This is a genomic window from Nioella sp. (genome assembly GCF_965215655.1).
In the GTDB taxonomy this organism is placed as follows: domain Bacteria; phylum Pseudomonadota; class Alphaproteobacteria; order Rhodobacterales; family Rhodobacteraceae; genus Nioella.
Genome location: NZ_OZ244111.1, coordinates 3,241,602 through 3,258,648, shown reverse-complemented (window position 1 = coordinate 3,258,648; position 17,047 = coordinate 3,241,602). Strand labels below are relative to the sequence as shown.

The window sequence follows — 17,047 nt, the reverse complement described above, 5'->3', positions numbered from 1 at the left end:
GCGCAACCGCTCACTCGCTTTCGCCGGTTATCAGGCGTCGCTGCTCGTCTCGGCTGATTTGTCCATAGCTGCGCAGGGTGATCAGCGGGTCCGAGTGGCCAAGGTTTTGAGCGTTGGCAATGAACTCGGCCACGCTCTTGCTATTCTTCGCCGCGTGGCGGGCCAGCATGTGCCGGAAGGCGTGCGGACCATACGGGGGCAAACCGGCTGTTTCGAAGGCGGTGTTGACGATCTTGCGAACAGGTTCGGTTGTCTTCCAATTCGCGCGGGTGAATCCGCAAGCTGCGAACCCTCTGTTTGATTGTGCCGACAGGGCTGTGGCGGGAAACAGCGGATCATCGGGGCTGTAGAGTGCTACCTCGTCGAGATAGGTCATCCAGTCGCGCAGCGGGGCTTCGGCCTCTGAGAACTCCTTGGCGAAGAACGTGTCGATTCGCTTGCCGAACTTGGTGGCCACCTCACGCGGGTTTTGGGTGACGGACTTTTCGTCCAGGTCCACATGCTTGATCTTGAGCGAAGTCAGCGCCTCGACGCGGATACCGGTGAGGCACAGCAGCGCGAAGATCGCCTTGTCGCGCATCTGGCGCGGCGTCTCGCTGGGCATCATGGACAAGGCGCGATTTGCTTGGCGAAGGCTGGGCGCGGGGCGTTCGGGGGCCGCGCGTGCCTCCGCCTCATCGCGTCTCGAAAGTTGGAAATAGCTGGCGTCCTTGGCCCTGATCCTGCGTCGAAACCCATCTTGCTGTGACAGCCACAAGGTGAACTCTCGCATTGTGGCCATGATCGAGCGGGTGGTGGATTTGGCGAGGGGCTTGCCTGTCGTGCTTTTGGCGTGATCCAAATGCTCGCGAAACCCTACGGCCCAATCAATGTGGAACTTGGCGAAGTCCTTGCGCTTGTTCCACAGGTCGAAACGCTCAAGATGGGCAATCTCGCGGTCCAGGGTCTTGTCTGAGACCTGCTTGGAGTGCTTGCGATAGGTCAGAAACTCGCGCTTGGTCCGCTCGTTTTTCTCGTTGAGTTGGGTTGTCATCAGAGCCTCCGATTTGCTCAATTCTTGACTGTCAGAACCCCTGCCAATCGAGGCAGGCTGGAAGTGGAAAATCAGGGGGGCATCTGTCCGCCTCTTCAATGTCGATTCCCGGCGGTTGTTTAAGAACCGGCTTTGGGCGTTTCGGACGCCTCGCCCCGCAAGGTCAAATCGAAGACGTCATTGAGGGCCGCAACGCGTTCTTGCGCGATGGGTCTGTGCATGATCGTGTCGCAGGTCTCGCACATCGCGGTGAGTTTCGCGCGGGTTCCATCCTTCTCGCAATCGACAAGCCCACCCGCCGGTTTCCGCGCTTCGCGGCACTTCAAGCAATAGAACTCGTCGGGCGACAGCCGGGATCTTCGCCCCTGTCTCTGGCGCTGGATGTAGCTGATCAGCGCGTCGCCACGCACCAGCGTTGGCCGTTCATCCGTCATGGCCGTCAGGCCTTGCTTGATCCACGCCCGAATGGTGCGGTCAGAGACGCCGGTGACACCCGCCGCCTCTGAGATCGTGTAGCAGCGTAGCGATTTTATTCCGCTGAGTTTGGCTGACTTGGGCATTTGGCCTTACCCCTCATGCCGTGCCAGCCATTCGCGGATAGCATCCACCCGGACAAGCCGCCGCGTGCCGATCTTGATGCTGGGCAAATCACCCTTGGCCAAGGCCGCATAAAGTGTCGTTCGCCCGATGCCCGCAAGACGCGCCGCCTCGTCTGGGGACACCGCGATGGGGGCGTGTTTCGGGGTCGTTTCGTTCAGGTCTGCCATGGTTCATACTCCACCGTTAGAAGGTGGGTGAACCGTCGCGGACGTTGGGTGGATCAAAACAGGGCTTGGGTTTCCATCCAGTTTTCATCCACCCCGAAATTCGGAAACATAGGCTTTTACCGTAGACAGACTGGGTGTGGTCTCATTTGGGTAACGCCTTCGATAATCCAGCAAAGCGGCCTTGGCCTCTTCGTTTCGCCCCTTTTCTGCCGCTCCCTGCGCAGCACGATCTGCAAGCAATTCGTGGAAACGCTCGCGGTAGGCGCTGGGTCGCCCGCCAGTCGGCCTTGGCGGCGCGCCGACGGCTTCGGCCACGCTCAAAGTCTTCCGTAGGCGCGCGGTCCCCAAGTCTAACTGCACCATCTGGTCGAGGGTGTAGGTTACGCCGTCACGATGCGGCACATGGCCAGCGGCGGTGACGACAAGGGCGTAGTCGCGCCGGATTTGACCGCGCAGGGCGTTCTCAAGGCTGACCAGCTCATCGTCATTTTGAAGGCAGGTGTGGAAGTAAACAACCGCCCGCCCACCGGGTGTATCCACCAGCCCGATACGCCATGTCTGCGGCCCGAGTTGAGATATGCCCCCCTGCGAACACTCAAAGGCCGCGTGTAGGTGTTCCACCAGCGCGGCAAAGTTGGGGCGGACGGCAACAAGGTCCGCACGCTCAACAGGGACAAATCCTAGTTCAGGGCAAAAATGGCCATATGAACCGCCCTCGAAGACGATCTCGGCATCGTGCGGCACGTCGCAATTCTCGCAGAACACCGATTGCACCAAGCCGTCGCTCTTGAGCAAACCCGCATCCAGCAACACGCCATATCGTGTATCATTACGATAGGCCTGCGCCGCCACCTTCCCGGCCTGCCCTATGATCTCAGAGAGCAAGGAAATCGCGTTCAATCAGCCGTCCTCGATCACGTCAATTTCAGGTGACGGCGGTGCAATCAGGTTCCATCGCTCCAACAGATTGAGCACCCGTTGGCGGTCTGCTTCTGTCTTGTTTGGGATCGTGGTGGTATTCGGACTGCGCAAGGTCACAGTCAGCGTGCGGCGGCGCTTGCCATTTTGCGCCGCCATGACAATCCGCAGGGTTGCAGCCACGATCTGCCATCCACCGGCCTTGAGAGGGGACTCCTGCGCGAAGCGACGATTTAGAAACTGGTAAATCGTTTCGCTGTCACCCCGCTTTTCAAAGCGCGCAAAGCCGCCGCCGGTTGAGAAGAAGTCCAGCGACGACACCTCTACGCCCTCCACACCATGCGCCGGTTCAATCGCAAATGCAGGTTCGGTTCGAAGCGTGCTCAAAATCACTTCTCGACGTGGCGCTTCCACCGGCGGCTCGGACCCAGGCGCGAAATGCCTTGAAAAAGCTTGGGCATATTCATCGCGAACCTTCTTTCCACCAGCGGCGCAAATCTCCACGATGCGCTCGGCTGGATTGCACGCGATGCCCACCTCCAAAACCCGCTGGAACACTTGCCGCTCCAAGCCCTCCGATGCCCCGAAGGTCAATTCGCTTGCCGCCCGGTCCTCCACGTAGATCGTCGCCTGAACGATCTCCGTTTCCTCGCCTGTAATGGGGTGAACCCGCACAGCGCGATACCAATCCGCCTCGCGCTTGCGATGAGCGGGCAGGTCCAGAATTGCAATCGCGTCTGCCACGAATGCCCGGCGCGCGGTATCATCATCCAAAGCCCACGCCTTGCCATCATCGTCAAACTGAAATGCCGACCAATTCTTGCCGCCCGTGCGACGGTTTAGCGAGGCCTGCACGGCCACACGTTCAAAGGCATGGGGAAAATCCAGCGCCAGCATCAAGAGCACGTCCTGAACGCCCTCTAGGCCTTCCAGATCAATCCCCATCATCGGGCAGACCTGTTCTGCGCTGACCATCACCGCGTCATTGGTCAAGCTGGCCAAATGATCCAGTTCAGCCTTGAGGCGATCTTGTTGGCGTGCTGGTAGATCATCAATGACCGTGTTGAGGTCAGCTACAAACGCCGTGCCGCGCCCAGCGCTGTTCCAGTCGAAACCCTCGGGCATCTCGACACCTTTTGAGGTGAGAAATGCCTTTAATCGTGAACTAGGGGCTTTTCGAAGGAACCCACTATATGAAGCCATGTATCTTGTGCCTGAATTAATACCTGTGTCACAATGTGGTGTTCGAGAGCATCCGATACAAGGCTGAATAGCCTGGGGGGGTGTATTGACAAGATGGGCTCCCATCGAACGTTGCGCGTCATTCACGCTGGTATCTGCGCAGGAGACCAGATTGGCGCGAGATCTGATGTCGGGCGAGGAACGGCCGTTCTTTGAGCGTTTCATCCTGTCTGTTCGCGCCCCGAATGGGCGTAAACCCATTCGCCACCGCTTTGTTTCAGATGGCATTTTCTGGTTCGCGCGGACGGGCGCTCCGTGGCGGGGCCTGCCCGAAGAGTTCGGTAAATGGTCGAGCGTTTACCGGTAATTCCGGCGCTGGAGATTGGCTGGGCTGTGGGAGGACATCATGGATGCCCTGAACCAGAGCGGGGCCGTGCCAGACGCCCCTCAAATGATCGACTGCACCATAGTCCAGGCTCACCATCCATTGTCCAGCCGGGCATTGCGAAGGCAATGTCCTGAGAGGAGAGCGGCAGGCGCTAAAGGGGGATGAGCCAGTGCAGGCGCCATTGGTTTGAGCTCACTGGAAAATGTGACAGGGTTTCAGGCGTTCTCGAGGTGACTTCACAACTAAGGTCCACCTCCTCGTCAATGCCGCAGCGCTGCCCAGGAGAACTGAGATCACGCCGGGCCAGGCATCGGACTATCCTGGCTTCGATCTGGTTATGGCCGATACGCTTCCAGCACCGAGCGCCCTGCTCGGCGGTCGAGGCTATGACGCTGATAGTATTCGCAAATCCATGGACAAGCGGGACGTTTTGCCTGTCATCCCGATGCGAAAGCCACGCAAGGCACGCTTCGGTGCCGACCGTTCTATTTACCGGCTGTGCAATCTGGTCGAGCGGTGCTTCAATAAGCTCAAGAGTGCCCGCCGTGCCGCTACCCGCGACGATAAAACCGCAGAAAGCTTCCTGGGTTTCATTGACCTCAAGTCGATCCGCCTTTGCCTCCAAAGTTTGCCAACATGACCAGAAATAACACACGCTACCAGTACACGTTCGAGGCGCATGATCTATCGGATTGGGCAGGCATTGAATATGGCTCATTCCAACAGGAGCCAACAAGCGCATCAATTGAGCCTCAAGGCTCATGAAATGTTGGGCAGGGCGCATAACTAAAACCAAATCACGCCGATCGATGGCTGACTTGATCATTGGATCATGTGCTGCCAGGTTTCGATCAAGCGAGCTCGGGGCATTCGAGCATTGACTTGATCCGAGGCGGAACCTGACGGGCGCTCCAGGCGCGGGGGTAGTCCAGTTGCTCAATATGGGGCACATCGCCGTAAAGCAATTCGAACTCGGCGTAGTTGTCGAAGCAGCGACGACTCACGTAGTCAATGAAGGTCTCCGCAGGTGCGCCATTGGCGAGGATGATATCATGCGTTGCGGTTTCGATGTGGTAGACCATATAGCTCGGCCCAATTTCATCCAGCGATACGTTATTTATAGTCTTGTGGTTCACGAGTGCCCCGGCCTGGCAGATGACCGAATCAATCAGGATGCCTTGCTCAGCAGTCACCGTCAGATCCACGCGAGGCTTTGTTGCACAAATGGGGTGAGGGATTCCCTGTGTGAATCCAGCGTGGTAGCTGGCGAGCATGAGCAGTTGGTCCCTTATGACGTACAAGACCAGGAACTGGCCTTCGTACAACACGGCGCTGAAGCAGCGCGGTTCGCTATCGATCTGGTTTGATCCCGATATGACCTGGCACGCGGCACCCACCGGCAAGCGCGGGCGGCAACCCGAGTTCAGCGACGCGGCGATACAGGTTTGTCTCACGATAAAGGTGTTGTTCGGCATGCCCCTTCGCCAGACGACCGGGTTCGTCGAAAGCCTGCTGCGGTTGGCAGGCCTTGACTGGAAAGTGCCGGACTTCAGCACTCTGTCTCGCCGCCAGAAGACCCTGAGCGTCGCCATCCCTTATCGCGGAGGAACGGGTCCTTTGCACCTGCTGATCGATGCGACCGGGATCAAAGCCGAGGGCGAGGGAGAGTGGAATGCCCGCAAGCATGGCGGGTCAAAGAAGCGCCTTTGGCGCAAGCTGCATCTTGGTATGGACGAGGAAACACTGGAGATCCGCGCAGTCGGTGTCACGACAAGCAACGTCGGCGACGCCCCTATGTTACCCGACCTGCTGGCACAGATCCCGCCCGACCAAGAGATTGCCACGGTCACCGCTGACGGAGCCTATGACACGCGCAGATGTCACAATGTGATTGCCGCTCGAGGTGCCGTTGCCGTCATCCCACCACGCAAGAATGCGCAACTCTGGAAGCCAACTACGGCGGGTGCTATCGCGCGAAACGAAGCCGTGAGGGCCTGCAAATATCTCGGACGGGCACTCTGGCGAAAGCTGACAGGCTATCACCGACGAAGCCGCGCAGAGACGAAGATGCACTGCGTCAAACTCCTTGGCCAAGGCCTGATGGCCAGAGACTTCGACCGGCAGGTCGCTGAGCTCCAGATCCGGATCGCGGTGCTCAACCGCTACACCGCTCTTGGCATACCCGTCACTGAGCCCGTAGGATGAGTCCGTCCGGGGAAAGGGGAAGCCTGCCCTTCAACCGATTTGTGCAACAGAGCCTCCACGCGAGGCAGCCCCATACCGAGCGACCTTGCCGCAAAGCAAACGGGCATAAGCCGTTCCGCTGGGCCGAAAGCCGTGAACACGGTCTGTTTGCCAACCCACTTGACGGCCACAGAACGCCCGTCCTCAGTCAGCACAATGTCACCGACCGAAAGTTCTTCGATGGCGCATTCGCCGTTGGGCGTAGCGATCAGGCTGCCGCCGTGATAACCGATCCTGAAATCGCTCGTGTGCAGACTAGATGGGTCGATCGCCGCAGGAAAGTTTACATGCGAAGCGGATAGGTCGGAGGGTAAGTAAACGATGTATTGATTGCCGGACCGGATTACCGGAACCCGGACTGTGCCATCTTTGACCAAGGGAAGCTCGAGAGACCCGGCAAAGGAACACGTCGTGCCGAGTTGATATTCGACCTCGTACACTCGGTCAAACTCTCGATAGTCCAGAGAGCCTGAAAATACATGAGCGCCAACAGCCAAGTAGCTGTCCGATCCCTTGTCATATTTGTATACGTTATAACCTCCGTAATTGTAGATCGTCACAACTGCTCCTTTCACATGTCATTGCACATGCTGATCTGTGGGCCGTGGTGATAGGATCAGTGATTTTCGCCTTTCGCGCATCTGTGCATAAGGCTGCCAAATATATCCTTTCTGCAATGAAAGGTCTGAAAGATAATCTAAATCGTCATTTGAACTTGCATCCCTTAATCAAGAGCGGAAAAAATAAATTTGACGTCGAAGAGTAGATTGAGTTGTGGAGATGATATGCTATCGAAAGACGTCAACAATAGTGTTGGGACACATGCTCTGCCATAGCGATAGAGATAATGCTGATCGGTTTGCAAGCATACCCGCCCACACTCGAGCCTGGATGCGCGCACTTCGCGGGAATGCAATTATAAATACTGGAGCAGAACCTGAACTGAACCAAACAATAAACGCGTGCTAAAAATGGATCAGGGCACGGTTTATAACGCTTTCTGGTCCGTAACTTTGGCTCTGATGGCCTCCAATGTGCTGTCTACTAGTTCGGCTATGCCACCCAGGGTTTTGTTCGTTTCGGCGATCCCGAGGCGGCTGAGGCCCTCCTCCAGATCTGTCAATGATTGGGCGAGTCTAATGCACCCCAAAGCCTGGCAAAGTCCTTTTTCCTTGTGTATGATTTTATATGCGTTTTCAAAGTTACCGTCTTTCACTGCACTTCGGATGCCAGCCAATGCGATGCGCATGCCGTCTTCGATTTTAGGTATCAAGCTCTGCAAAGCGCTGTCACCCGTCGCTATCAAGACTTTATTGAACATATCCTCGTCGAGGACAGGAGAGGCGCAAAGAGCAGTTTTCATTTCATCGGGATCATTTCTTTGGAAAGTGCCTTCACATAAAAGGGATTGCAATTTACCCGCAAGAGCGACGGGTTGCACTGGCTTCGTAAAAATGGCTTCGGCCCCGGCATCGGTTGCTGCTTGCGTCATTTTGCCTGCTGGGTGGGACGTAAGAAGGAAAATGGGGCAATCGCCCAGTAATCCCTTAAGTCTGACCTCCTTTATGACACCGACACCGCTTAGTCCGGGCATCTCCAAATCTAACAGCACGAGGTCTACGCGACGCCCCTGATCATGCATCTTCTCGGCGATCACCACCGCTTCAGCGCCATCGCGTGCCTCTGAAACAGTTGCCCCTTCCATGCTCAGGCGGTCTGTTGTCAGTTTTCGGATGATCGCATTGTCCTCGGCAAACACAATGTGCTTGCCATACAAGATGCCGCGGTGGTCGGGTGTCACAGTATTTGTGAGGACGACAGTAAGATTCAGAGTGAAAAAAAATTTCGATCCTGCCCCCACCTTGCTATCGAGATTGAGAGTGGTGCCCATTGTCTTCAACAGCATAGAGCAAATCGAAAGGCCCAAGCCTATCCCATCGTACCGTTCTTGCTCATGCTCGGGAAGGCGACCGTAATCCTTGAAGATCAGTTGGATCTTGTCTGCGGGGATGCCGGCACCAGTATCGCTAACGCTAAATGTCACCTTAGCTTTTTCTTCTTGTTGCCTCTCCGCAATCACTTCCAGAGTAACGCTTCCGACGTCGGTGTATTTGATACTATTTTCGATTAGGTTGGATAGGGTTCTCTGAAGACGCGATCGGTCAACATTAACAACCATTGGAACGGTTTTGGACACTTTGTATGTCAGTTCCAGCCCCTTTGCATCGGCTGGCCCCTTGAACGCCTCGACCACGTCCCGCACTGTTCCCCTGATGTCACCAGGTGTCAGTTTCGCAACTGGAAGCTGTTTGTCCGACTTGCTCCAATCCAATACATCTTCTAGATGCTGAAGCTGGTTTTGCACCGATCGCAATGCGGAACCATATGTTTTTCGCCCCGACGGTAGATCAGCGGGTCTAGCGCCCTGATCGGCCAGATCGAATGACCCAAGTATTGAGAGTAGGGCATTTCGGACATCATGGGCAATCGAAGTGATTGCACGTGTCTTCTCCTCGTTTGCTCGTTCCGCGATATCACGCTCCCGATTGATGGCAACAATCCGGTTTCTCTGCGCTTCTTCCCGTCGCAGCATGGCCAGCGATAACCAAGTCAGCATGACGCCAAACAGCGATATAGATACAGGTCTGATAATCTGAGTATCTGGGCCAAAGATGCTTCGATTGGGCACCGCGGTGGCGACAACCCAGCCTGGAGCTGTTTCAACTGTTCTTGCTACTCTGTCCCAAACACCGTCTGAAAGATTCACGCCAACCCTTGCCGTAGCTCTCGCCTCGCTCAAGGTTTCCCATCGGATTCGCGCCCATTGAGGTGCTTCCCGCAACATGAAGCCTTCGATACGCGTGCTTGTTGCGGCAACACGATGTGACGCGTCCAATATGGTAACGACCATGGGTGGATCGACGCTATCCTCCAAAAAATTTGAAACGTTTACAGCGTCCATTGCGGCACTGACAACCACTGTCCTTCCACTGGCATCTTGTGTAAGCAATACGGTGGTTATCACGGGGATGGATGCGACCGGCCCTTGAAACACATTTGCGACGACAATCTGACCACTCGCTCGAGACGCTTCGATAGCCTCAACAATTTCTGGAAATTCATCAGAGGGGTTGTGTGAAGGAAGGGAAGACTGATCTTCGGCCCTGGAATTGAGCAGCTGTCGATTGATATCGCCCAACTCGTGCACCACGATCCACGCGTTCAGCAGCTCAGCTGATCGCCCACATTCTGAAAGCAGCGTGGTCAGGTCAAGACGTTCGACCAGATGAGGCGAGGTCGCGCAAAACTCGGTAAGGGTGATAAGGTGCTCGAGGTGGTCGTTAAAAATGGTCGCGTGTGTCTGCGCTGACAGCGACAACCTCCGTAAGGTTTCATTTTGAGAGATACGTGCCTCGTTCAACAAAGCTACGAGCGCAAGTATGACCGCCGGAGCGAACGCCAGAAAGCGAAGCCAAATTTTTAGCGGGCTGAAGTCCCTCAAGACTGCCAAGAACCTACCTCTATTTATGCTCAAAGTGCTCTGTCAGCGGGGTCGCAGCCGCTCCAAATGAAAAGCAATAAACCGCGCGTCAACGTACAGATTAGATGAGGCGGCATCAGAGAGAAATGCATCTAAAGATTATCATACAAAACTTTAGGATAACTTCGGATCACTGCATGTAGAGATCTTTTGTTAGTGGACAGGATTGCTGGCTGTCTGACGTGTGAACTGATGCTGTTGACGGGGGCATCCACCGCATCAGTTCAAGGCGACGACTAGGGTCAGGGCTCATAGCCAATAAATGACGAGTGCGGCAAGGGCGATGGCTGACAGGAAGACCTTCGGGCATCTATCGTAGCGGGTTGCCACGCGCCACCAATCTTTCAACCTGCCGAACATGATCTCGAAGCGATCTACAAACGTCCCAGAACCAGTCAGCCGCACCCCCAGCATCCGGTCTTCCCGTATCTACTGAGAAAGATACAGATCGACCGGCCCAACCAGGTCTGGTGCGCTGACATCACCTTTGTGCCTGTGCGCAACGGGTTCCTCTATCTCGTGGCGATCATGGGTTGGGCCTCGCGCAAGGTCCTGAGTTGGAGGCTGTCAAACACGATGCATGCGGTGGATGCGCTGAATGAAGCCATCGCCAAATACGGCCCGCCCGAGATCATGAAGACGGATCAAGGCAGCCAGTTCACTGGATCGGCCTGGATCACCACGCTGACCGAGGCGGGCGTGCGCATCTCGATGGATGGACGGGGCCGTACCCTGTGTTTGCTATGGAAGAGATCATTTCTTGACGGCAGAGCCCGTCTGGGCAAACGTAACAGGGCATCCGGTGCTCCGGATGTCCCATGACCTGCTGACCTAAGCAGCCAGATTTTCCCGACATAGGACGTTGTCGCTGACCACCAAGCAGGGGAAGCCGCGCATCTCGGCGATCCGGTCCAGTTCACGGGCGACGCGGTGTCCCGACAGCGACTTATCGACGACGGTCGCAAGGCATTCCCGGCTGAAGTCGTCGATCACGCAGAGGATGCGGAACCTGGGGCCGTCCGCCAGCGCGTCCGACACGAAGTCCAGCGACCACCGCTGGTTCGGTCCCTGCGGGATCGCCATCGGCGCCCTGGTTCCCAGCGCCCGCTTGCGACCGCCCCGTTTACGGACGGTTAACCCTTCATCCCGGTAGATCCGGTAGAGCTTCTTCCAGTTCAGCGTCCAGCCCTCCCGCGTAAGTAGGATGTGCAGCCGCCGATACCCGAACCGCCGCCGCTCGGACGCCAATTCCTTCATCCTGGCCCTCAGCTCTGTGTCAGCCGGTCGCTTCGACATCCGCCGATAGACACGCGGATCAATCCCGGCCAGCGCACGGGCCCGCCGCTGCGTGTAGCTCTTTTCCTTCATGGCCCAGTCCACGGCCTTCCTCCTCGAACCGGGCCTAAGAAGTTTTTTCCGAGCATCTCTTTCAGCGTGGCCACATCCATCATCTGTTTGGCCAACATCTTCTTCAGCTTCGCGTTCTCGGCCTCGAGCGCCTTCAGTCGCTTGGCGTCGGCTACTTCCATGCCGCCATACTTCCGTCGCCAGTTGTAGAAAGTGGCATCGCTGATCCCGTGCTTACGGCACAGGTTCGGCGCGCTCATGCCCGCCTGGTGCTCCTTCAAAATGCCTATGATCTGTGCTTCGCTGAAACGGCTTCTCTCCATCGTCTGTCTCCTCAGTTGGAGAACAGGCTAACCTCAAACCGGGGACTTTTCAGGGGAGCAGGTCAGTCCTGACCCTACGGTCATCTTCGAAGGCTCTGTTGCACAAATCGGTTGAAGGGCAGGCTTCCCCTTTCCCCGGACGGACTCATCCTACGGGCTCAGTGACGGGTATGCCAAGAGCGGTGTAGCGGTTGAGCACCGCGATCCGGATCTGGAGCTCAGCGACCTGCCGGTCGAAGTCTCTGGCCATCAGGCCTTGGCCAAGGAGTTTGACGCAGTGCATCTTCGTCTCTGCGCGGCTTCGTCGGTGATAGCCTGTCAGCTTTCGCCAGAGTGCCCGTCCGAGATATTTGCAGGCCCTCACGGCTTCGTTTCGCGCGATAGCACCCGCCGTAGTTGGCTTCCAGAGTTGCGCATTCTTGCGTGGTGGGATGACGGCAACGGCACCTCGAGCGGCAATCACATTGTGACATCTGCGCGTGTCATAGGCTCCGTCAGCGGTGACCGTGGCAATCTCTTGGTCGGGCGGGATCTGTGCCAGCAGGTCGGGTAACATAGGGGCGTCGCCGACGTTGCTTGTCGTGACACCGACTGCGCGGATCTCCAGTGTTTCCTCGTCCATACCAAGATGCAGCTTGCGCCAAAGGCGCTTCTTTGACCCGCCATGCTTGCGGGCATTCCACTCTCCCTCGCCCTCGGCTTTGATCCCGGTCGCATCGATCAGCAGGTGCAAAGGACCCGTTCCTCCGCGATAAGGGATGGCGACGCTCAGGGTCTTCTGGCGGCGAGACAGAGTGCTGAAGTCCGGCACTTTCCAGTCAAGGCCTGCCAACCGCAGCAGGCTTTCGACGAACCCGGTCGTCTGGCGAAGGGGCATGCCGAACAACACCTTTATCGTGAGACAAACCTGTATCGCCGCGTCGCTGAACTCGGGTTGCCGCCCGCGCTTGCCGGTGGGTGCCGCGTGCCAGGTCATATCGGGATCAAACCAGATCGATAGCGAACCGCGCTGCTTCAGCGCCGTGTTGTACGAAGGCCAGTTCCTGGTCTTGTACGTCATAAGGGACCAACTGCTCATGCTCGCCAGCTACCACGCTGGATTCACACAGGGAATCCCTCACCCCATTTGTGCAACAAAGCCGCTCCGCAGCCTCAGCCGCCCGTGCCGGCCAACGTCATCGAATACACAGCATTGGACATTGATGGAACGAACGTTGCAGTCGAGGTCGGTGAAGATGGTCGTGTCCAAAGTTCTCAGGCGGGAGGGGGGAATGCCGTGGCGTTCGATTCGTCCGATCCCGGTTCCGGTCAGTCCACCCAGGATGTGTTTGACGAGGTAGGCGATCAGCTTGAGGGCGCGGGTCTTGTTAACCCATTCAACTAAAAAGCCTGAGGTCAATCAGGTAAGGGGGGCGCAATTGGAAAGAAAATCGCGAGTTAGAAGGCTGATTTCGGTCAGCGTTGTCACTGCGGCGTTCAGCGTGGTTTGTGAATTCGTGAACGCTCAGAGCACCTATGGGCCGGGGCAGAGCTGGTCCTCCACTTGGGGGCCTTCAGCAACGAACAGGTCACTTAGATTGCAAGAAGCTCAGGCCATCAGAAGTGCCGAGCAGAGTTCAGGCGGTCCGAGTACGGTCGTCTACAACACCAATAGCTATGATAATAGGGCAAACTACCAGGACTTGTCCGGAGTATCCGGGTCATTGGGCGCGATCGAGTTCCAAATAGGCGATCAGATTGGTCAGAACACCAACTCAGTTGGCGCAATGAATACGGGCGAAACGACGATCGAAATAAACGGAGATGGAAATCTGGTGGATGCAACAAACTCGGCAGAGTCTGAGGGTTGCATCGATTCTAGCGTTGTTAACGAAACGCTGTCTCTCCTCGACTCCTATTCAGAAGGTGATAGCAGCATTTCTAATGTTGCGAGTTCGACCGTGCCGCCATGCAGTTGAAGTCAATCATCCTTTCGCGAAGAAAAGTGAGCAGATCAACCCCGAAGCCAAGAGCATCCGGGGTAACTGTGTCTGGCGGAGCTCTGCGTCCTTACGGCCTGATCGCGTCAGTCCTACTGCTCGCGAGCTGTGGTGGTACAATCGGGACCTTCACGCCCGTGACCCGCAATGTGGACTTGCCAGAAGGCCCGCCTGTCGAAGAAATTGTGACTATCTTCGATGATGCCCTTCATTGTCTGCGCGGCCACATTCCGGCCGGATTGACTTTCGCGGTGGGTGAAGTCGTCGATGCAACCGGTCGCGAAAGCTATTCTGATGGTGGAGCCGGGCGTTTCATATCTCAGGGCGCTGGAGAGATGGTGCAGTCGTCACTGTTTCGGTCTGGTGCTGCGGTCGTCAACCGTCGTGATCCTGCCATTGCGGTAATGGAAACCCAGTGGGGCATTCGCGATATCCAGAGACAGTTGCCCGTTAACTTTTATATCTCTGGGAGCATCAATAGCCTCGACTTCATTCCGGGTGGAGGCGCAAGCATATCGGTTGCTGGCGTAGGTCCAAGTTATCGCCAGAGCCGCATCCTGGTGGGTCTCGATCTGTCCATGACAGATGCACTGACCGGTCGGATTGTTGCCAGCGTTCCGCTTCAAAGGCAGATGTTCTCGCGAGAAGTGGGAGCGAGCGTAGGGCGGTTCTTCGGGGCTCTGTTGCACAAATCGGTTGAAGGGCAGGCTTCCCCTTTCCCCGGACGGACTCATCCTACGGGCTCAGTGACGGGTATGCCAAGAGCGGTGTAGCGGTTGAGCACCGCGATCCGGATCTGGAGCTCAGCGACCTGCCGGTCGAAGTCTCTGGCCATCAGGCCTTGGCCAAGGAGTTTGACGCAGTGCATCTTCGTCTCTGCGCGGCTTCGTCGGTGATAGCCTGTCAGCTTTCGCCAGAGTGCCCGTCCGAGATATTTGCAGGCCCTCACGGCTTCGTTTCGCGCGATAGCACCCGCCGTAGTTGGCTTCCAGAGTTGCGCATTCTTGCGTGGTGGGATGACGGCAACGGCACCTCGAGCGGCAATCACATTGTGACATCTGCGCGTGTCATAGGCTCCGTCAGCGGTGACCGTGGCAATCTCTTGGTCGGGCGGGATCTGTGCCAGCAGGTCGGGTAACATAGGGGCGTCGCCGACGTTGCTTGTCGTGACACCGACTGCGCGGATCTCCAGTGTTTCCTCGTCCATACCAAGATGCAGCTTGCGCCAAAGGCGCTTCTTTGACCCGCCATGCTTGCGGGCATTCCACTCTCCCTCGCCCTCGGCTTTGATCCCGGTCGCATCGATCAGCAGGTGCAAAGGACCCGTTCCTCCGCGATAAGGGATGGCGACGCTCAGGGTCTTCTGGCGGCGAGACAGAGTGCTGAAGTCCGGCACTTTCCAGTCAAGGCCTGCCAACCGCAGCAGGCTTTCGACGAACCCGGTCGTCTGGCGAAGGGGCATGCCGAACAACACCTTTATCGTGAGACAAACCTGTATCGCCGCGTCGCTGAACTCGGGTTGCCGCCCGCGCTTGCCGGTGGGTGCCGCGTGCCAGGTCATATCGGGATCAAACCAGATCGATAGCGAACCGCGCTGCTTCAGCGCCGTGTTGTACGAAGGCCAGTTCCTGGTCTTGTACGTCATAAGGGACCAACTGCTCATGCTCGCCAGCTACCACGCTGGATTCACACAGGGAATCCCTCACCCCATTTGTGCAACAAAGCCGTTCTTCGGCGATACTCTCGTCAGTCTTGAGGCTGGTGGGCAGGAACGCGAGGCAGTTCATTTCGTACTGCGTCAAATGCTGAGCCTCGCAACCTTCGAACTGGTTGGTCAGGTCGCGAATGAAGCCGCGTACCAGAATTGCAGATCGTCCATCTCTGCATTCGCGGGCGGTGGTCGACCGCATCGTAATGGATCGCCAGAGGCAATCCGCGATGCGTTGCAGGTGGCTGCGGCGGCGGCAACTGAATCCGACCAGACCGAACCCACAACTGATGGCAATCAGGGCGGAGCAGAAGCTCGTGAAAATGCTGCGATTTCTGTGGAAGAGCACATCAACGAGCTTTCCAACCAGGCCTCGGTGCTTGCTGCGCGTGCGATTGCTGCCGCGGAGGAGTCGATCGCATCCACAACGCCGGATGTGCAGGCCCAGAAAGCAGCTGAAGCTTTGCAACTTGTGCGGCTCGCCGGCCAGGCACTGCGAAGGGCTGCGGAGCTTGGAATGGACGGTCCGCGGGGCGATGCGACAGCCATCGTCGTTCAGCGTGCCCTAGAGCTTACGATAGAGGCCAACGAACTTCTCACTCCGCCGGAGGACGCCTCCGAGGAACCGCAAACGGCCGACGCCGCGCCCGAAGACGAGGTCGTGGACGCCGAACAGGACAGCACAGCAGTCGATCCGGGACAGGAGGACGCTGCAGATCCGTAAGCACGGAGTAGAAATTCCACTGATTTCGCCGGGATGGGGGAAGCCAGTGGGGGGGCCCGTCAAAGGGCACCAGCCAAGGGGCCCTTATCCCCCCCTTTAACAATCTAGGGACTGGTGGACAGGGGCCGGTCTTGAATTGAAATGAGGGAAAGCATGAAAAAGCTTCTTGCAACTTCCGCCATCGCACTCGTCGCTCTGAGCGGCGCTGCGTCGGCACAATCGGTTCTGGAACGTGTTCTGGGCCAGATTGACAACGCCACTAACCTGGCCTCCGTGAACGGCACCTTCGCCAACATCGCGGAAAACATCGGTGGTTCTGAACTGCAATATGTGATGAGCGATGGCAGCGTCCTTTCTGAAACAGAATTTGCTGCCTATGAAGGCGAAGCAACTGTGACGGAAGTGATTGGCGGCTATGCTGACGGCATCGACGGCTCGATTACCAACATTGTCGACGGTATCGAGAGCGTTACCCAGGAAGCAGAAGCCGAGGGCGTCATCGCAATTGAGTACAACATGCCTACGCTCAGCTTCGGTGACATGGCCACCACGGCTCTAGGTGCTGTGAACACCGGCGACATCACGCTGGGCGTGAACTCCGCCATCGATGAGGCATCGACTTCCAGCACAAACGCCATTTCTGCGGCAATGAACCAGATTGGTGGCTCGGCTGATACTGGTGCAATCGTGATCAATGTCGCGTCGAACATGACCGGTGTGAACGGTTCGATCTCCAACACCATGACCGAGGTGAATGGCACGATCGGTGGTCTGTCTACTACGGCTCTCGGTGCGGTTAACACCGGCACGATCACATCGGGCATCAACGGTGTTGTGACTGGAATTACCGGTTCTTCCGCAGGTCAGTAAAAGACGTGCGTTTAGATAATTAG

Annotated in this window: 15 protein-coding genes and 4 pseudogenes; 7 read left to right on the top strand and 12 right to left on the bottom strand. The window is 57.0% G+C overall.

The annotated features are described in order from the left end of the window. Positions 1-10: 10 nt before the first annotated feature. From ACOOEX_RS16265 to ACOOEX_RS16245, 5 genes are all read right to left on the bottom strand, one after another. Positions 11-1,033, bottom strand: a complete 1,023-nt coding sequence (locus ACOOEX_RS16265) for a tyrosine-type recombinase/integrase (protein ID WP_420395810.1) — start codon at positions 1,031-1,033, stop codon at positions 11-13. Between the two features lie 119 nt (positions 1,034-1,152). After that, entirely contained in the window at positions 1,153-1,593 is a 441-nt protein-coding gene (locus ACOOEX_RS16260) for a helix-turn-helix domain-containing protein (protein ID WP_420395809.1), read from the bottom strand. A gap of 6 nt (positions 1,594-1,599) precedes the next feature. Next, the gene (locus ACOOEX_RS16255; protein WP_420395808.1) at positions 1,600-1,800 is read right to left on the bottom strand and encodes a helix-turn-helix domain-containing protein; all 201 of its coding nucleotides are present in this window, start codon (positions 1,798-1,800) and stop codon (positions 1,600-1,602) included. A gap of 84 nt (positions 1,801-1,884) precedes the next feature. Further along, positions 1,885-2,700, bottom strand: a complete 816-nt coding sequence (locus tag ACOOEX_RS16250) for a hypothetical protein (protein ID WP_420395807.1) — start codon at positions 2,698-2,700, stop codon at positions 1,885-1,887. Continuing rightward, positions 2,701-3,843 (bottom strand): hypothetical protein, encoded by a 1,143-nt coding sequence (locus ACOOEX_RS16245; protein WP_420395806.1) that lies wholly within the window; start codon positions 3,841-3,843, stop codon positions 2,701-2,703. Positions 3,844-4,087: 244 nt separating this feature from the next. On the opposite strand from ACOOEX_RS16245, the pseudogene ACOOEX_RS16240 reads away from it, so the two are divergent. Then, positions 4,088-4,928, top strand: a pseudogene (locus ACOOEX_RS16240) (IS5 family transposase). Positions 4,929-5,139: 211 nt separating this feature from the next. On the opposite strand, the gene ACOOEX_RS16235 reads toward ACOOEX_RS16240, so the two are convergent. Next, positions 5,140-5,562, bottom strand: coding sequence for a Hint domain-containing protein (locus tag ACOOEX_RS16235; RefSeq protein ID WP_420395805.1), 423 nt, complete (start codon positions 5,560-5,562; stop codon positions 5,140-5,142). On the opposite strand from ACOOEX_RS16235, the gene ACOOEX_RS16230 reads away from it, so the two are divergent. Then, positions 5,561-6,493, top strand: a complete 933-nt coding sequence (locus tag ACOOEX_RS16230; RefSeq protein ID WP_420394792.1) for an IS5 family transposase — start codon at positions 5,561-5,563, stop codon at positions 6,491-6,493. The two genes, ACOOEX_RS16235 and ACOOEX_RS16230, sit on opposite strands and share 2 nt — an antisense overlap. Here ACOOEX_RS16230 and ACOOEX_RS16225 read toward each other — a convergent pair. The 3 genes and pseudogenes from ACOOEX_RS16225 to ACOOEX_RS16215 all read right to left on the bottom strand — a co-directional run. Next, a complete protein-coding gene (locus tag ACOOEX_RS16225; RefSeq protein WP_420395804.1) occupies positions 6,451-7,092 on the bottom strand; it encodes a Hint domain-containing protein in 642 nt (213 codons plus the stop codon). The genes ACOOEX_RS16230 and ACOOEX_RS16225 overlap by 43 nt on opposite strands. 428 nt (positions 7,093-7,520) lie before the next feature. Beyond that, positions 7,521-10,043 carry a hybrid sensor histidine kinase/response regulator gene (locus tag ACOOEX_RS16220; protein ID WP_420395803.1) on the bottom strand — a complete coding sequence of 841 codons (2,523 nt, stop codon included), beginning with the start codon at positions 10,041-10,043 and terminating at the stop codon, positions 7,521-7,523. 279 nt (positions 10,044-10,322) lie between these two features. Continuing rightward, positions 10,323-10,448, bottom strand: a pseudogene (locus ACOOEX_RS16215) (IS5/IS1182 family transposase); the annotation flags it as partial. Here ACOOEX_RS16215 and ACOOEX_RS16210 point away from each other — a divergent pair. Then, positions 10,437-10,802 (top strand): annotated as a pseudogene (locus tag ACOOEX_RS16210) (DDE-type integrase/transposase/recombinase); the annotation flags it as partial. The pseudogenes ACOOEX_RS16215 and ACOOEX_RS16210 sit on opposite strands and share 12 nt — an antisense overlap. Positions 10,803-10,934: 132 nt before the next feature. On the opposite strand, the pseudogene ACOOEX_RS16205 reads toward ACOOEX_RS16210, so the two are convergent. Both ACOOEX_RS16205 and ACOOEX_RS16200 read right to left on the bottom strand, forming a co-directional pair. Continuing rightward, a pseudogene (locus ACOOEX_RS16205) lies at positions 10,935-11,743 on the bottom strand (IS3 family transposase); the annotation flags it as partial. A gap of 145 nt (positions 11,744-11,888) precedes the next feature. Further along, positions 11,889-12,821, bottom strand: coding sequence for an IS5 family transposase (locus ACOOEX_RS16200; protein ID WP_420394792.1), 933 nt, complete (start codon positions 12,819-12,821; stop codon positions 11,889-11,891). A 286-nt stretch (positions 12,822-13,107) separates the two neighbouring features. Between ACOOEX_RS16200 and ACOOEX_RS16195 the strand changes: the two genes are divergently transcribed. Both ACOOEX_RS16195 and ACOOEX_RS16190 read left to right on the top strand, forming a co-directional pair. Further along, the gene (locus ACOOEX_RS16195; RefSeq protein ID WP_420395802.1) at positions 13,108-13,701 is read left to right on the top strand and encodes a hypothetical protein; all 594 of its coding nucleotides are present in this window, start codon (positions 13,108-13,110) and stop codon (positions 13,699-13,701) included. Between the two features lie 158 nt (positions 13,702-13,859). Further along, a complete protein-coding gene (locus ACOOEX_RS16190; RefSeq protein ID WP_420395801.1) occupies positions 13,860-14,495 on the top strand; it encodes a CsgG/HfaB family protein in 636 nt (211 codons plus the stop codon). Here the strand turns inward: ACOOEX_RS16190 and ACOOEX_RS16185 are convergent. Then, positions 14,453-15,385 (bottom strand): IS5 family transposase, encoded by a 933-nt coding sequence (locus tag ACOOEX_RS16185; protein ID WP_420394792.1) that lies wholly within the window; start codon positions 15,383-15,385, stop codon positions 14,453-14,455. The genes ACOOEX_RS16190 and ACOOEX_RS16185 overlap by 43 nt on opposite strands. Here ACOOEX_RS16185 and ACOOEX_RS16180 point away from each other — a divergent pair. Then, positions 15,384-16,154 carry a hypothetical protein gene (locus ACOOEX_RS16180; RefSeq protein ID WP_420395800.1) on the top strand — a complete coding sequence of 257 codons (771 nt, stop codon included), beginning with the start codon at positions 15,384-15,386 and terminating at the stop codon, positions 16,152-16,154. The genes ACOOEX_RS16185 and ACOOEX_RS16180 overlap by 2 nt on opposite strands. A 153-nt stretch (positions 16,155-16,307) precedes the next feature. Beyond that, on the top strand, positions 16,308-17,024 hold the full coding sequence (locus ACOOEX_RS16175; RefSeq protein WP_420395799.1) for a hypothetical protein: 717 nt from the start codon (positions 16,308-16,310) through the stop codon (positions 17,022-17,024). The last annotated feature ends 23 nt before the right edge of the window (positions 17,025-17,047 follow it).